Raw genomic sequence first — 14,357 nt, 5'->3', positions numbered from 1 at the left:
GGTCGCACGCTGAGCCGTGCGCGAACGACTCAGACGGGTCCGCAAAGAGGCAGTGAGCGAGCGGTGCGGGGCAGTCCTACGAATTCGCGCTTCAATTCAGGTCAGTCTCGCTATTTCCGGTTCTCATCCGAACGAGCGCGGACCGAATTGGACGCTAAGTCATTGATTCTTCGGAGAACGCAGTCTCAAGAATTCCGATTCCTCACAGTAGTGCGGGAAAACGGAATTAGTGAGACTAGGGCGCTTTTCGTGAGACTGGAAAAACGGAAATCATGAGACTGGCCAGACTCGGGCGCGACGGGTAGCGTTGCGATGACATGAAGGCCGGCACGACCTCCGCCGTCGGCGGGGCGACAAGGTCACTGGCGACAGGCAGCAGTCGAGCCTGCGCCGCCATTCGTTGGGCAGCCTTGCAAACGGTCGCGGTCGTTTGGATCCCATTGCGGCCACCGCTAGCCCGCCGTTCGGCAGCCCTACGTCGATTTGGTTTCTAGTCGCCTACCGAGCTTTGGTCCTTACCGCTGCGCCCTAAGTGGGTCGCCGCGCCTGCTTGAAGCGTTTCCAGCGGCGACGGAGCGGCTTCTGGTCCGCGTTCACCCCTCCTACGAGATAGCCGCGCGCATAACCGACGCCGACGGCCAGTTGCGGTGCATCGCCCGAAAGGCTGCGCAGCAGGCCATCCGCCACCGCCATATCGTTGCGCCATCCCAGATCATCCTGCAGTTGCGAAAGCTGGCGGCGGAAACGTCGTACCTTACCTGCCGGGAACAGGGACTCGAAGAATTCTGTCGCATACCGGAGCTTCTTTGCCGCAATGCGTGCGCGATGTCGCCGATGTACGTCGAGCTTTGCCATTCCTCGGCCGCGCTTGAGCAACTTGCGGTGCCGCTCGTGCAGCGTGTTCAGCGCGAACTTCATCGCCGGATCGGCGAGTCCAGCGCGCTGCGCATCGTCTAGTCCAAGAAGCCACTGCGCGCTGATCAGCCAGTGGTTCAATGCAAGGATTAGCCGGGTGTAGCGCTCGGAACTCACGGCCTCGGCCGCGCGCTTGCGGGCGCTGGCTGCAACTTCGTTCGCTGCGGCCACCACAGCATCCGCGCCAACGTCTTCCGGGGCCCCGGCGAATGCTTCGCCCAATGTGGTGTGGGCAAGTACCTCCCAGTCACGCGCTGGGCCCAGCTCGCCGGCAATCCACTTGATCTCGTCCTCGAGCCCAGGCGGACAGGCAATCAGCGATCGGTAGATGTCCAGCGCGGCGCGCAGGCGGCGCAGCCCCATACGCATTTGGTGCACGCTCTCAGGGTTGGGGCTGCTGACCACGCCTTGTTCGTTTGCAAAGATTTGTGTCAGGCAGTTCTCCACAATGCACTGGAACACTGTTTCGGCCGACGCCTCATCGGCAAGCCCGAGCGGCTCGGCTCGAATCGCCTCCGCAGGTGCGGCGGCGACCAGCGCATAGCCGCGATCGCCCTTGCTGGCGCGGCTGAGGCGCATCGGAACCGCGTCGAGCAATTGCAGGGCGAAGTCGAAGAGCTCAGCCGGGTCGCCGGCCTGGACCTCCAACTCCAGCTCGCGGATCGGCGCCTTGGCATCCCCGCACAGGATCGTCCCGCGATCCAGTGCCAGTTCCACCTCCGCACCTTGTGGCAGGCGCAACAACGCCACAGTGCGGTGGACCTCGGTGGTAAAGAGGGGATTCAGGCGTTCCGCCAGATCCTTGTTGCGAAGCAGTTCGCCCAGCGCCGTGTCCTGCGGGACCCTTCCCTGCAGTGCACCCAGGTCGGGCACGGGCCCGGGAATGGCTGACTCGAACTCTTCACGTTCGTACAGGCCTCCACGTCGCTTGCCGGAGGTCTTCAGGGTCTGCACATAATGCTCCCCTGCCTGCCGCACGCGCAGGGACACGCGATGCCGGTGGAATGACAGGTCGGCCGTATCGAAATATGTGCTCACCAGCTTGTCTTCGTATGGCTGCTCCACGCAGTAGGAGGCAAACAGCGGCAGGTCGATCAGCCGGTCGACCTCGTCCTGCAGCAGTTCCAGCTTGAGTTCGCGTTCCATCTATCCGAACTTTGCTGAGTTCTCGAACTCAGCGAACACGCGCGCCTGGACTGATTCCATGAGGGCCAGGACCTGGGCATCAGCCGGGCCGCTGGCGGTCACGCCGGTGGCGTCCTTCGGCTTCGCGCCAAGCGGATAGAAGACAAAAAGCGTGTCGAACCTGCCTGCCGACTCTTTCTTCAGGTTCCGGTTGAGCGCTTTCAGGTACCGCTTCTTGACGGTCTTGGACATAGGGTTCGTGGCTCTCTGTTGTTTGTCAACGATGATACGTGTGCCGATCGTGCCTGCCTGGCAACTATCGTTGCTGGGAACGCCGCAATGGCTGGCCATTGTGCTGCCTACTGCAAGGTTGATTGTCCTTCATGCTGACAACTTGCGGCGCGGCCGGGATGCGGCTTCTCCTGCGACTCGAATGAGGGCAGCGGCCTTCAATTCGGCGCTTGCGAAGGCATCTTCCTCCAACGGAACCGCCCGTCCGGCCCGAAATACTGTTTGGACTGTCCCGGTCACTGTATGGTGTCGGACGAGTACAAAGCCCTGGTACTTCCCACTTGCAAGTTGCTCTGTAAATGCCTTGAAGTCGTGATACCCCACTCGCCTGACACTTTCCATTTCCTCTCCCGGGAATTTCAGGTTGCTTTCAGAGCTAGGTGCGTATCAAGTGGGTTGTCTCGGCACTGCTTGGCACAGTGCAGAGAGCACTCGTCCTTGTCTTCTCTTCCACCGAAGTGATGATTGATATACAGCCACATTGATACGATGCCATCACGCCCTCCGGTGCGTCGACAAAATTCATTCTAGCAATGGAACTCGGCTTCATAGCCCGTTTGCACGCGTTCGAGGCCGCATCTGATGGTGCGCCGCAATGACTGCCGCGCCGAGTCTAGTGAAAGGAATTGCGGAAAGCCAGGCGGCGTTAAACGGAATTAGTGAGACTGGAAAAACGGAAATCGTGAGACTGCCCGGACTGGGGCGGGCCGGGCAGCGTTGCGAAGGTCGTCGCAACTGCCGCCGGCGGGGCGACAAGGTGACCGACGACTGGCAGCAGTCGGACCCTAAGGCGCCGATCGGCGGAGGGACTGCCTCGTCCGATGCCTTTGCACAAGCAGTCATTCATGAGCTGGGAAGCGGTTCGGACAGCAAGACCTATGAGGTGATGCTGTTGTCCGAGCATGGCGGCCCGGTGATGACTTCGGCGGGATTCTCTGTGGCCACCGAGCCGTTCGGGCGGCGCCGGTTCGACACAGTACTGGTCGTGGGCGACAACGAAATGATTGAAACGCCGGAAGCCGTGATCGCGTTCCTGCGGCGCGCGGCGCGCACGTCCAGGCGCATGGCTTCGACCTGCACAGGCGCGTTCAACCTCGCCCAAGCGGGGCTTCTCGATGGCAGGCGCGCCACGACGCACTGGTACTTCCGCCGCGCGCTTCCGCCAGGAGTACCCGAACGTAAAAATGGAAGAGGACCGCATCTTTATCGTCGATGGGCCGGTGTGGACGTCGGCCGGGATGACGGCGTGCATCGACCTAGCGCTGGCACTGGTCGAAAAGGACCTCGGCACCGTCTGCGCGCGCCAGGTGGCGCGCAAGCTGGTGGTGTACCACCGCCGCGCCGGCGGGCAATCGCAGTTCTCGGCCTTGCTGGAAATGCAGCCGCGCTCCGACCGCATCCAGACCGCGCTGGACTATGCCAAGCGGCACCTGCAGACCGAGTTGTCGGTCGAGCAGCTGGCAGGCGCGGCCAATCTCAGCGCGCGGCAGTTCAGCGGCGCTTTCCGCGCGGAGACCGGGCAGTCGCCGGCCAAGGCGGTCGAGCACCTGCGGCTGGAGGCGGCGCGGCTGATGCTGGAGTCGGGCCGGCACCCGGTCGATGTAATTGCCCGCGAAACCGGCTTTGGCGATCGGGAGCGCATGCGGCGCGCGTTCCTGCGCGCCTATGCGCAGCCGCCGCAGATGATCCGGCGCGCGTCGCGCGCCGGCGAAGTGGCGGCATAAGCCAGTCAGACAGCCCCGGTCCGCCGGGGCTCGCTATTACTGCACTGATAACCCGCCGTCCACGCCGATGCTCTGCCCGTTGATAAAACGGCCGGCGGGCGACGACAGCAGCACCGCCAGCCCTGCCACATCGTTGGCTTCGCCGATCCGGCGCATCGGATTGATGGCAGCCAACCGCGCCTCGCGCTCAGGGTCGCCCCACAGCGCTTCGCGCGAGAACTCGGTACGCACCGGTCCCGGGTTGATCGCGTTCACATTGATGCCGGACGGGCCCAGCTCCAGCGCTAGGCTGCGCACGGCCTGGTCGGTGGCGGCCTTGGTGATGCTGTACATGCCGAGCAAAGCCGACCCGCGCCTGGCTGCGATGCTGGACATGAACGTGATCGAGCCATCGCCGCGTGCAATCATCTGCGGCGCCAGCGCGTTCACCAGCACGAGGTTGCCGCGCACGTTGCCCGCCATCGCATCATCGAACACCTCCGGCCCCTGGCTCAGCAACGAGCCGGGCGTGCCGCTGGCGGCGGCATTCAGTACCAGCGCATCGACGCGCCCGTAGGCAGCCAGCGCCTGCTCCGCGAACGCGCGCACGCTGTCCACGTCGGCGATGTCGCAGGCGATGCCGGTGGCGCGAATGCCCTCGGCTTCGAACTGGCCGGCCACCGCTCGCGCGGCTTCGCCGTCACGCCCGGACACCACCACGGCGGCGCCGGCCGCGCCGAGAGCGCGGGCCATTTCCAGGCCCATGCCGCGCGTGGAGCCGGTGATAACGGCGACACGGCCGCCAAGGTCAAAAAGATTCTGCATGAGTAATCGCTCCTGAGTAGAAACCGAAACCGCCTGGCGGGCATCGGCATGACGAATCCAACACATTAAATAGATGATATCTGACATCTATTGAATAAAGTATGATCATCATCTAAACTGCCGTCAAGACAGGAATTCGAGGAGGACCTCACATGGCACGCGCATCACGCGAACAAGTCGAAAAGAACCGCGAAGCGATCGAACAGGCATCGTCGCGGCTGTTCCGCGAACGCGGTCTGAACGGCGTCAGCGTCGCCGAACTGATGGCTGACGCCGGGCTCACGCATGGTGGCTTCTATGGCCATTTCTCGTCCAAGGATGAGCTGGCGGCACAGGCATGCCGGCGTGCCTTCGAAGAATCGAACTCGCGCTGGGCGCGCCGCATTGACAGCGCCGGCGATGACCGCAAGGCCATGCTCGCCAGCCTGATTGAGCCCTATTTGAGTGCCGCGCATCGTTCCCACCCCGGCGTCGGCTGCGCCGCCGCGGCGTTGGCCGTGGATGTCGCGCGCGAACCGGCCGACAAGCCCGTGCGCCAGGCCTACCTGGAAGGCTTCAAGGAAATGGCGGAAGGCATGGCAAAGACCGTGGCATCGGATGACCCGCAAGTGCGCCAGGAAGAAGCGCTGGTGCGCATGGCGACGCTGATCGGCGCCCTCACGCTGGCACGCGCCACGGATGGCGATCCCATCTCCGATGAAATGCTGAAGGCGGTACGAACGCGCCTGTTGGGCAGTACCGCCTAGCGCCTCGGCAACGCTTTTTCCCCAAGCAGACTTAACCCCCGCTGCGATCAGCAGCAGCGGGTGGGCGCAGTTTTGTCTTCATTTTTAGCGCCCCAACCCACAACCCACCGATCCCGAGACACCCATGTTCGCGCAAGCCCTTTCCAGCCGGCTCGACCGGCGCGGCATCCACTACGCGTGGCTGGTCGCCACCCTCACCTTCCTGGTGATGCTCACCACCTCGGCCGCGCTCGGCCTGCCCGGTGCCTTCCTCAAGCCGCTGACCAGGGAGATGGGCTGGAGCACGGACCAAATCTCGTCGATCCTGGCCTTCCGCTTTGCGCTCTTCGGGCTGATGGCACCGTTCTCGGCCACCCTGATGGAGCGCTTCGGCTTACGCAACGTGGTCTGCGCCGCGCTCGCGCTGATCGCCGGCAGCATGGCGCTGGCCACGGTCTCGACCGAGCTGTGGCAGCTCTTTCTCGCCTGGGGCCTGATGCTGGGTGTCGGCTCGGGGTTGACCGCGCTGGTACTGGCGGCGGTGGTGGCCAACCGCTGGTTCAGCGCGCGGCGCGGATTGGTGATCGGCATCCTGACGGCCAGTGCGGCCACGGGGCAGCTGGCTTTCCTGCCGGTGGCGGCCTGGCTGATCGAGCATATGGGCTGGCGCGTGGCCGTGATCCCGGTGCTGGTGGCCTGTGCGGCGCTGGCGCTGCTGGTGCTCGGGTTGATGCGCAACCGGCCAGCCGACGTCGGCCTGGCTGCGTTTGGCGAAGTCCCGCCCGCTGCACCGGTGCCGTCCGCCCCCGCGCCCGCCACACCCTTCACCCTGCGCGGGCCCTTCATGGTGCTGCGCGATGCCGCCCGCACCCAGACTTTCTGGATCCTGGCCGGCACCTTTTTTATCTGCGGCCTGAGCACCAACGGGCTGATCCAGACCCACTTCATCGCGCTGTGCGGCGACTTCGGCATGGGCCCGGTGCCCGCCGCCTCGGCGCTGGCGATGATGGGCGCGTTCGACTTCGTCGGCACGATCCTGTCGGGCTGGCTGTCCGACCGTTACGACAGCCGCAAGCTGCTGTTCTGGTACTACGCGCTGCGCGGCCTGTCGCTGTTCTGGCTGCCGCATTCGACCTTCACGCTGTATGGCCTGTCGGTGTTTGCGATGTTCTACGGGCTGGACTGGATCGCCACCGTGCCGCCCACGGTCAAGCTGGCGGCAACGGCCTTCGGGCGCGAACGCGCGCCGATGGTGTTCGGCTGGATCTTCGCGGCCCACCAGATCGGCGCGGCCGTGGCGGCCTTTGGTGCGGGCATGAGCCGCACGCTGCTGCTGACCTACACGCCGGCGCTGTATGCCGCGGGTGCGGCCTGCATGGTGGCGGCGCTGCTGGCGCTGGCGGCCAGCCGCTCCAGGGCGGCTGCCGCGACGAAGCCGGCGCGCGCGTGATGATGGGGCGCGGGCGCCAGCGGTTGACTCAGAACTTCTGATGCGCGGAGTCTTGCTGACATGCGGCCCGTTGAATGAGTGTGCGGCCCATAGTGGCCTGTCCCAGACGGCTGTCCGCAGGAGAATGGCAGTTCGTCTGTGCGGAGAAGCTCTTTGCTGCGCGCAAGAGAAAAGCCGGCATGGTGAACTGACCCCAAAAAGTTGGACAGTGATTGGCTAGGCTTGAGAGGGCTGAGTCCTGTACTTCACGGGACTCAGCCCTTTTAGTTTGAGTTTGATGCGGTCGTGATTGTAGTAGTGAATGTATTGGGCCAGGCCTTGCTGTAGTTGCTCGACGCTGGCGAATTTGTTCAGGTAGAAGAATTCGGACTTCAGGGTGCCGAAGAAGCTTTCCATGGCGGCGTTGTCCAGACAATTGCCCTTGCGCGACATGCTGGGACGGACGCTGCGCTTTTTGAGCATTTGCTGATAGGCCGGCATCTGGTACTGCCAGCCCTGATCGGAATGCAGTATGGGTCGATCCTTCGGGCCGAGGCGGCGGAACGCCTTCTTCAGCATATTCCTCACCATCTCAAAGGCGGGCCTGCGGGCAGTCTCGTAGGCGATGATCTCGCCGTTGTACAGGTCCAGCACCGGGGAAAGGTAGAGCTTCTCGCCGGCCACGTTGAATTCGGTCACGTCGGTTACCCACTTCCGATTCGCGCGTTCGGCGTGGAATCGCCGTTGCAGAACGTTGGGCGCGACACGCCCCACCATGCCCTTGTAGGATCGGTATTTCTTTGGCCGGACCAACGACTTCAATCCCATCTCGCGCATGAGCCGCTGAACCGTCTTGTGGTTGACGACCGTGCCGGTTTGCCGGATCGCCGCTGTGATGCGGCGGTAGCCATAACGACCCATGTGTCGGGCGAAGAGTTCGCGAATGCGCGTTTTCAGCTCCGCATACTTGTCCTGGGCCTGGAGCACCGCCTGCTGGTAGTAGAAGGTGCTGCGCGCCAGCTCCGCCACCCTCAGCAAACCGGACAATGGAAACTGCTGCCTCAGCTCAAGCACTATTTGCGCCTTTTGGGTTGCGCAGAGGTCTTGCTCGCTTGAACCAAGGCGTCGAGCTTTTTTAGGTACGCGTTCTCCATGCGCAGGTAGTTCAACTCTTCAAGGAGTTCCTCGCGTGTGCGCGTACGGTCGTCTGAAGACCGCGATGGCTTTGTCTTGGGAGTCCGTTGTGGCATCTTGCTGGGCCGCCGTCCCTTAGGCCGAGGCGTCAGAGCTTCTAAACCCCCAGCATCATACTGGCGTTCCCACACGCCAATGGCGCCGATATTGCGAATGTCGAACAGCGCCGCCACTTCCCGATGCGACAAGCCTTGGCGGCGCATCCGCTCGAGCACCGAGAGCTTGAACTCGGCGCTGTAGGTCTTGTACCTGCGCTTGAGGCTGGCTTTGCCGTGCAGCCGATAGGCTGCCACCCAGCGTCGCACCGTGCCGTCGTCTATTCCATGGCGCTTGGCAAGCGTACTGGCGCCTACCTGCCCGTCCAGATATTCCTTGATGACCGACAGCCTGAACTGCTCGGTGTACCTATACATGAAAACACCCCAAAAGTTGGTGTCCAACTTTTGGGGTGCAGTTCAATGGCGCCGGCTTTTTCTGCCTGGCGAATCGCGCTTACCTGATCACCGGGTATTTGTTGCTGACCAGACCTGCCATGTCCTGCTCGTCCAAGTACTGTACAGTCGGCAGGAAGATCCGCAGGATCTTGGTGTTCCAGAAGAGGGCTTCCTTCTCGGCGAACTTAACGGCTTCCAGCGCCGCGCTCTCGATGACTGGTGCCGGCCCGTTGACCACCAGCGAGGACTTGACCTAGTCGTGGCGCTCGTACTCGATGGTCACGTCCGTGCCGCGTACGCCGGCGAGTGTCGGAAACTGCTGCGGATTCAACCGGTCGATGCAACAACTTGATGGAATCGTTCAGCCGGTGTATCGAAGTTTAGTGTCTTGCGCGGGCGTTCGTTGAGCCGCCTAGCGATGGCGTTGAGCTTGGCTTGCGAATAGACCGACAGATCGGTGCCTTTCGGGAAGTACTGTCTCAAGAGGCCATTCGTGTTCTCGTTGGAGCCGCGTTGCCACGGATGCTGAGGATCGCAGAAGTAGACCTGGATGTCCGTGGCCACGGTGAAACGCTTGTGACCAGCCATCTCGGTGCCACGATCCCAAGTCAGGGATTTGTACAGTTCCTGCGGCAGCTTGCCAGCGTGCTTGATCAGGGCGGTGACTACAGCCTCGGAGTCCTTGCTGGCAAGCTTCACCAGCATCACGAACCGGGTCTGGCGCTCGACGAGTGTTGCAATCTGGCTGTTGGCGCTGCCGAACAGCAAATCGCCTTCCCAGTGCCCGGGTATCGCGCGATCCTCTGCCGTGGCAGGGCGTTCACTGATCGATACGGCATCTCGGATGTTCGTACGGTCGTCGGTCTTCAGTGTGTGTTGGCGCGATCTACGCATGGCTCGAGAACGCCGTAGGTGTTCCAGCAACTCTCTTTTAAGCGCACCACGGGCCTGGATGTAGAGGCTCCGATAGATTGTCTCGTGCGACACCTGATAGTCCTTGTTGACCGCATACACGTGCTTAAGCCAACCCGCAATCTGTTCTGGCGACCACTGCAATCGAAGCTTGCTTGCCACCACCTGGGCGAGTGTCCGATTCCTGACGAGCTTACATGCCTTTGGGCGCCGTGCACGCTCCCAGGGGAGCTGGTCAGCCTGGTTCGCCAGATAGCCCTGTCTGCCACCATTTCGCCGGACCTCGCGGCTGATAGTAGAAGGAGCACGCCCTAGCCGCGCTGCTACGGATCGGATGGAGCGGCCGGCGACTACTGCGCGCGAAATCTCCTCTCGCTCGGCAAGCGTCAAGGCCAGCCTGGAGCGGTGTCGTTGCGCTGGCTGTATCCCGCCAGTCCTCGCGAGCACCGCTTGTATCGATGAGTGGTAGCGATCGAACAGTCGGGTAATCTGCGCAAGCGTGTCACCTTTGCGCCACCGCTCCCACATTAGTGCTTTTTGAGTCTCGGAGTAGTAGATCCGCCGTCTTTGTTTCATTTGCAGCACCCCTCAGGCTCGCAAAGCCTTTAGTGTGTTGCCAGCAGCAGGCAAACCAAACCATCACGGACACTTGAACGGCCGCTCCGCCTTTCGGATTGGACGCGTAGCTTTCAGCGAATCTTATGAGCATATGCTGGATTGTCGGCGGGCAAGCATTCCTGGGAGTTCTCACCATGGCGAAGGATGAGCTGCGCGGCAACCCCCAAGCCAAGCCGCACACCATGTGCTGGATCAAAAGCCCGGCCTGGGATCTCGTTTGGGTGTTGAATGCACTGTGGTTAGCCCCCCTGATCCTTCTGCTGGCCTGGGGCCATGACAACGTGCGTGCCAGCCCCGTGGACGGGCTGTTCTTTGCTTTCACGGTACCTCTATGGTTCGGTCACCGCGTCTCGTCGGCCTGGTTGGCCTACGCAACCCCGGCCTACCACCCCCTGCTCGCCAAGCAGCGGCTGCGCTTCGTAGTGGCCCCGTTTGCTATCGTCGTGGCCTGCTTCGGCCTGCTGTTGGCTCCCGAGAGCGTGCTGCCCATGCCGCTGACTGAGCGCGTGGTCTGGTTGGCCGTCCTGGACTACCTGCTGGTGAGTTACCATTTCGCCGCGCAGCATTTCGGGCTGCTTAGCCTCTATCGCGCGCGCGCCGGACGAAAGTCTGACGCGGCCACGCGACGGCTTGATCGGTGGTTCGCGCTCGTCGTGGGCGGCGGATTCGTTGTACTGGCAGAGGCCTTGGCTGGATCGGTCGCCTTCCAGGATCGCTGGATCGACCCATTACTGGGCGTGGGCTGGACGGACGTGTTCGCGCGCACGTTGCACGATGGCGGCATCGCCTTCGTCGTCATCCTGACCGCTCTGATGCTCTACGCGGAACTGCGCTCGCAGCGCGCATCGCCGCCGCGCATGGCCTACGTACTTGGCGTCTCGTCCATGGTGCTCTTCGCCTTCCTCGCGCGCGACCCCTTCCTGTTCGTTGTGCTGTGGAGCGTGCAGCATTGGAGTGCGGCAATGGGACTCGCCTCGCTTACGGCTTCCGGTGGAGACCAGGCGCCGGCCACGCAATGGCAACGGTTGCTGGCGCCTGTCAATCGACGCGGCTGGGCAGTGCTGCTGGTGCTCGCTATCGCCTCCGCCTTGCTGCTACCCGTGCTGGAGGTAGAGGCCGTGACCGACGACTATACCTACGCCGATCGCATTTTCGGCGATGCGGCGCGCTGGCTGCGCTCCTCACCTTTTGTGCCAGCGCTGCTGGCACTGGGCTTCGCGACTGGCTTCATCCACTACTTGCTGGATCGCGCTGTCTTCCGGTTCTCCTCGCCCGACGTCAGGCAGGCCGCCCGCGCGCTGCTACAGTCCTGATTTTATTCACTAATGGAGAATGGCTGGCTTGCGCGGGAAGTGCAACTACGGTGAGTGAGTGACGGCACGGGGCCAACGCTTGCGCGACGGAGCCATGCCCCGGCGACGCGAAGGAGCATCACTCGGTATGCCTACCTACGAAGAAGGACGCCTGGTTGCCATCGCAGTCAGATTGGCACTGTCCTCGGGACTTCCCCCTGCGGTCGCGAAAGCCGCAGTGGCGTTGGTAAGCAATAGGCGATCGAAGAGACGAGGACGTTCTGGCCTCACGGGACGAAGTTTCGACAACGCTCACTGAGAAGGCGAAGGAGGTCACCCTGTGGATGAATTTGCTTCTCGTTTTCGTTCCGATCGCGATCGCGTTGGAATTCCTGGCTGCTGATCAACATCTGCTCATCTTTATTGCGTCTTCCCTGGCGATCCTGCCGCTTGCGGGATGCATGGGCCATGCCACCGAGCAATTGGCGGCCCGCATGGGAGAGGCGGTCGGGGGATTGCTCAATGCAACGTTCGGCAATGCAGCGGAACTTATCATCGCACTGGTCGCCCTGCGTGCCGGGCTCCACGAAGTGGTGGAAGCCTCCATCGTCGGTTCCATTGTCGGGAACCTACTGCTGGTGTTTGGTGCTGCGATGCTTGCCGGCGGCATTCGGTATCCGGAGCAAATGTTTAGCCCGCGCGGCGCGCGCTCTCAGGCAACCATGCTGATATTGTCTGCCGTTGCTCTGATTCTTCCTGCCACCTTCGAAGCGGTAGAGGGAAAGACTGCAGAGCTGCACCGGCTCAGCGTCTGGATTTCGTTCGCACTTCTTGTCGTCTATGCGCTGTATCTGCTGTTCTCGCTGGCCACGCACCCTGGGCTGTTCCGAAGTGCTTACGAGGCTCGAAACGTTGGCACCGAAGGTGAGGAGATGAAGGCTAACCCCTCTTCCTCAGGGCGTGCGCTGGCATTATTGGCGGCACCCACCGCAGGAACAGCCTGGGTGAGTGAGATCATGGTGGGCTCGCTTGCCCCTCTTATGCGCGACTACGCATTGAGCGACATTTTCGTCGGCGCATTCGTAGTCGCGATCCTCGGCAACGCCGCCGAGCATGCGTCGGCCATTACAGCAGCTCTCAGGAACCGGATGGACCTGTCGTTTTCCATTGCGGTCGGTTCAAGTGTGCAGGTGGCGCTGTTCGTCGCGCCCGTGCTGGGTGCTGGCAAGCCACTTTCTGGGGCCAGCCCCGATGGATCTGTCCTTTCGTCCCGCTCTTGTTCTGATTGTGATTCTCTCCGTCGTGGTCACGGCACAAATGGCGAGCGACGGCCACGCCGACTGGTTCAAAGGCGCATAACTGTTGGTCGTTTACATCGACCTCGCCCTTACTTTTTTCTTCCTGCCGCGCTAGCCCGTCATGCTGGCAAGGGTTGCTGCAGCCCACGTTAGCGCCCCATGCGGCGGTCATAGCTGCGTGAAATGGGGTCCCTTTGATTCCCGTGCAGTTTACCGGGGTAGACCACCCCTAGCATTCATGCGGGGTTCCGGCGAAATCTATCGTGTGCTGCACGCATTCAGCACGCCGTCGGAACGCCCATGCAGCCGCGCCGTGCCTTCCGGCGAAAATTCGATGCGATCGCCGTGGGACCAGACACCGGCGTTGCTGGCGAAATAGGCATAGTGAAATCCCTTGCCATCCAGGTCGCCGAAAAAACCGAGCGGCCGTGACGGAAACGGGTTCACGCAGACCAGCTCGCCGATCCCGCCGGTGCGCGCCCCTTTTTCCACGCCTGAACATCGAGCGCAAGGCTCTTGCATTGGGCTTCCCCCGCATAGACCGGCAGGTTCGGATTCCCCAGCACAAGCAACCGAGAATGTCCGTGCCGCCGGAGATCGACTGCAGGGGCAGTGATTTCACATGATCGCGCACCCATTCGAACTGCGCGTCGAACAGGACGGACCCGGTCGACATCATCGCGCGCAGCGCGCCGAGAAATTGCCGCCCTGGAACCAGCCTGCGTCCTCGCACATCTTCAGGTAGGCGGGACTTGTGCCGAACACGGTGACACGCTCTTCGGCGACGAGGCGCCACAGCGATTCGACCGTTGAGATCGGGCCGTCATAGGTCACGATCTCGACCCCACGCCAGCGCCGACAACTGCCAGTTCCACATCATCCAAGCACAGCTGGTGTGAAAGTACAATCGATCGCCGGGCCGCAGGTCACAGTGCAGCCGGTGCTCCTTCAGAGGCTCGAGCAGGCTGCCGCCAGCACCGTGCACGATGCACTTCGGCTTGCCGGTCGTGCCCGACGAGAACATGATGAAGAGCGGATGGGGAAGAAGCATGCTTGCTCGCACTCGTCGCCAACGCAAACCGGCTCGATGCTGCCGGACCACGCGAGTCCCTGCGACCACTGCGCGAAGCATCGCCAGAACGTCCGGTACTCCCGTACCGAAAAATCATGCAGCGTATCGTAGTTATTGAAGACTTGGCCGTTGTATGCGTGCAGAGCCGTGGTAAACGCTGTCATTTGCGACGCCGCGGCGCACTCGGGCGTGCTGCTGTAAATGGGTACCCGTCCCATGGTGACGCTGGGGCAGAATGAGGCGTCGAACATGTAAGAACGATCCATCCAATGCTCCACCGAGACCGGTGTGAACCGTTTGAAGCAACGGCGTGTCCTGATGATCCAGTAGTGACTCGCTATTCTTTGTTCTGTGCGAAATCGCATGAACTATTGCCAAATCACAGGCAACGACCAGCCAGGCTGGCGTAGGCATGACTGGGGCTTCTCGTATCAACAAGTTCGCGACCCGGGGCGGCAAGGCGCCATCACAACGACGAGCGAGTTACTATAAAATGGATAGGCGTCCCGGAAAATCCTCCAGCC

At 62.3% G+C, this 14,357-nt stretch carries 10 protein-coding genes and 2 pseudogenes; 6 read left to right on the top strand and 6 right to left on the bottom strand.

The window, feature by feature from the left end:
* Positions 1 to 528: 528 nt before the first annotated feature.
* Together ACOCMH_RS14040 and ACOCMH_RS14035 are read right to left on the bottom strand one after the other, a co-directional pair.
* Positions 529 to 2,061, bottom strand: coding sequence for a CHAD domain-containing protein (locus ACOCMH_RS14040; RefSeq protein WP_427308917.1), 1,533 nt, complete (start codon positions 2,059 to 2,061; stop codon positions 529 to 531).
* Complete coding sequence (locus ACOCMH_RS14035) at positions 2,062 to 2,292, bottom strand: hypothetical protein (RefSeq protein ID WP_427308916.1); 231 nt, start codon at positions 2,290 to 2,292, stop codon at positions 2,062 to 2,064.
* An 835-nt stretch (positions 2,293 to 3,127) separates the two neighbouring features.
* On the opposite strand from ACOCMH_RS14035, the pseudogene ACOCMH_RS14030 reads away from it, so the two are divergent.
* Positions 3,128 to 4,055 (top strand): annotated as a pseudogene (locus tag ACOCMH_RS14030) (GlxA family transcriptional regulator).
* 36 nt (positions 4,056 to 4,091) lie between these two features.
* Here the strand turns inward: ACOCMH_RS14030 and ACOCMH_RS14025 are convergent.
* Positions 4,092 to 4,859 carry an SDR family NAD(P)-dependent oxidoreductase gene (locus ACOCMH_RS14025; RefSeq protein ID WP_427308915.1) on the bottom strand — a complete coding sequence of 256 codons (768 nt, stop codon included), beginning with the start codon at positions 4,857 to 4,859 and terminating at the stop codon, positions 4,092 to 4,094.
* 152 nt (positions 4,860 to 5,011) lie between these two features.
* Between ACOCMH_RS14025 and ACOCMH_RS14020 the strand changes: the two genes are divergently transcribed.
* Together ACOCMH_RS14020 and ACOCMH_RS14015 are read left to right on the top strand one after the other, a co-directional pair.
* The gene (locus ACOCMH_RS14020) at positions 5,012 to 5,605 is read left to right on the top strand and encodes a TetR/AcrR family transcriptional regulator (protein WP_427308914.1); all 594 of its coding nucleotides are present in this window, start codon (positions 5,012 to 5,014) and stop codon (positions 5,603 to 5,605) included.
* 124 nt (positions 5,606 to 5,729) lie between these two features.
* The gene (locus ACOCMH_RS14015; RefSeq protein ID WP_427308912.1) at positions 5,730 to 7,034 is read left to right on the top strand and encodes an MFS transporter; all 1,305 of its coding nucleotides are present in this window, start codon (positions 5,730 to 5,732) and stop codon (positions 7,032 to 7,034) included.
* A gap of 216 nt (positions 7,035 to 7,250) precedes the next feature.
* Here ACOCMH_RS14015 and ACOCMH_RS14010 read toward each other — a convergent pair.
* Positions 7,251 to 8,620, bottom strand: a protein-coding gene (locus tag ACOCMH_RS14010) for an IS3 family transposase (RefSeq protein WP_427308559.1) whose coding sequence is annotated in 2 segments (ribosomal slippage) — positions 7,251 to 8,137 and positions 8,137 to 8,620 — 1,371 coding nt in all. Because the reading frame shifts where the segments join, the coding sequence is not laid out codon by codon here.
* Here ACOCMH_RS14010 and ACOCMH_RS14005 point away from each other — a divergent pair.
* Positions 8,619 to 8,993, top strand: a complete 375-nt coding sequence (locus ACOCMH_RS14005) for a hypothetical protein (protein WP_427308910.1) — start codon at positions 8,619 to 8,621, stop codon at positions 8,991 to 8,993. The two genes, ACOCMH_RS14010 and ACOCMH_RS14005, sit on opposite strands and share 2 nt — an antisense overlap.
* Here the strand turns inward: ACOCMH_RS14005 and ACOCMH_RS14000 are convergent.
* The gene (locus tag ACOCMH_RS14000) at positions 8,969 to 10,129 is read right to left on the bottom strand and encodes an IS30 family transposase (RefSeq protein ID WP_427308908.1); all 1,161 of its coding nucleotides are present in this window, start codon (positions 10,127 to 10,129) and stop codon (positions 8,969 to 8,971) included. The genes ACOCMH_RS14005 and ACOCMH_RS14000 overlap by 25 nt on opposite strands.
* A 176-nt stretch (positions 10,130 to 10,305) precedes the next feature.
* Here ACOCMH_RS14000 and ACOCMH_RS13995 point away from each other — a divergent pair, with 176 nt between their 5' ends.
* Positions 10,306 to 11,484, top strand: a complete 1,179-nt coding sequence (locus ACOCMH_RS13995) for a hypothetical protein (protein ID WP_427308906.1) — start codon at positions 10,306 to 10,308, stop codon at positions 11,482 to 11,484.
* Positions 11,485 to 11,807: 323 nt separating this feature from the next.
* A complete protein-coding gene (gene cax, locus ACOCMH_RS13990; RefSeq protein ID WP_427308905.1) occupies positions 11,808 to 12,914 on the top strand; it encodes a calcium/proton exchanger in 1,107 nt (368 codons plus the stop codon).
* Positions 12,915 to 13,037: 123 nt separating this feature from the next.
* Here the strand turns inward: cax and ACOCMH_RS13985 are convergent.
* Positions 13,038 to 14,099, bottom strand: a pseudogene (locus tag ACOCMH_RS13985) (AMP-binding protein); the annotation flags it as partial.
* Between the last annotated feature and the right edge of the window lie 258 nt (positions 14,100 to 14,357).

Source organism: Cupriavidus sp. H39, assembly GCF_050271075.1.
GTDB lineage: Bacteria > Pseudomonadota > Gammaproteobacteria > Burkholderiales > Burkholderiaceae > Cupriavidus > Cupriavidus necator_B.
The sequence above is the reverse complement of the archived record's forward strand: the minus strand, read 5'-3'. Positions and strand labels throughout refer to the sequence as shown.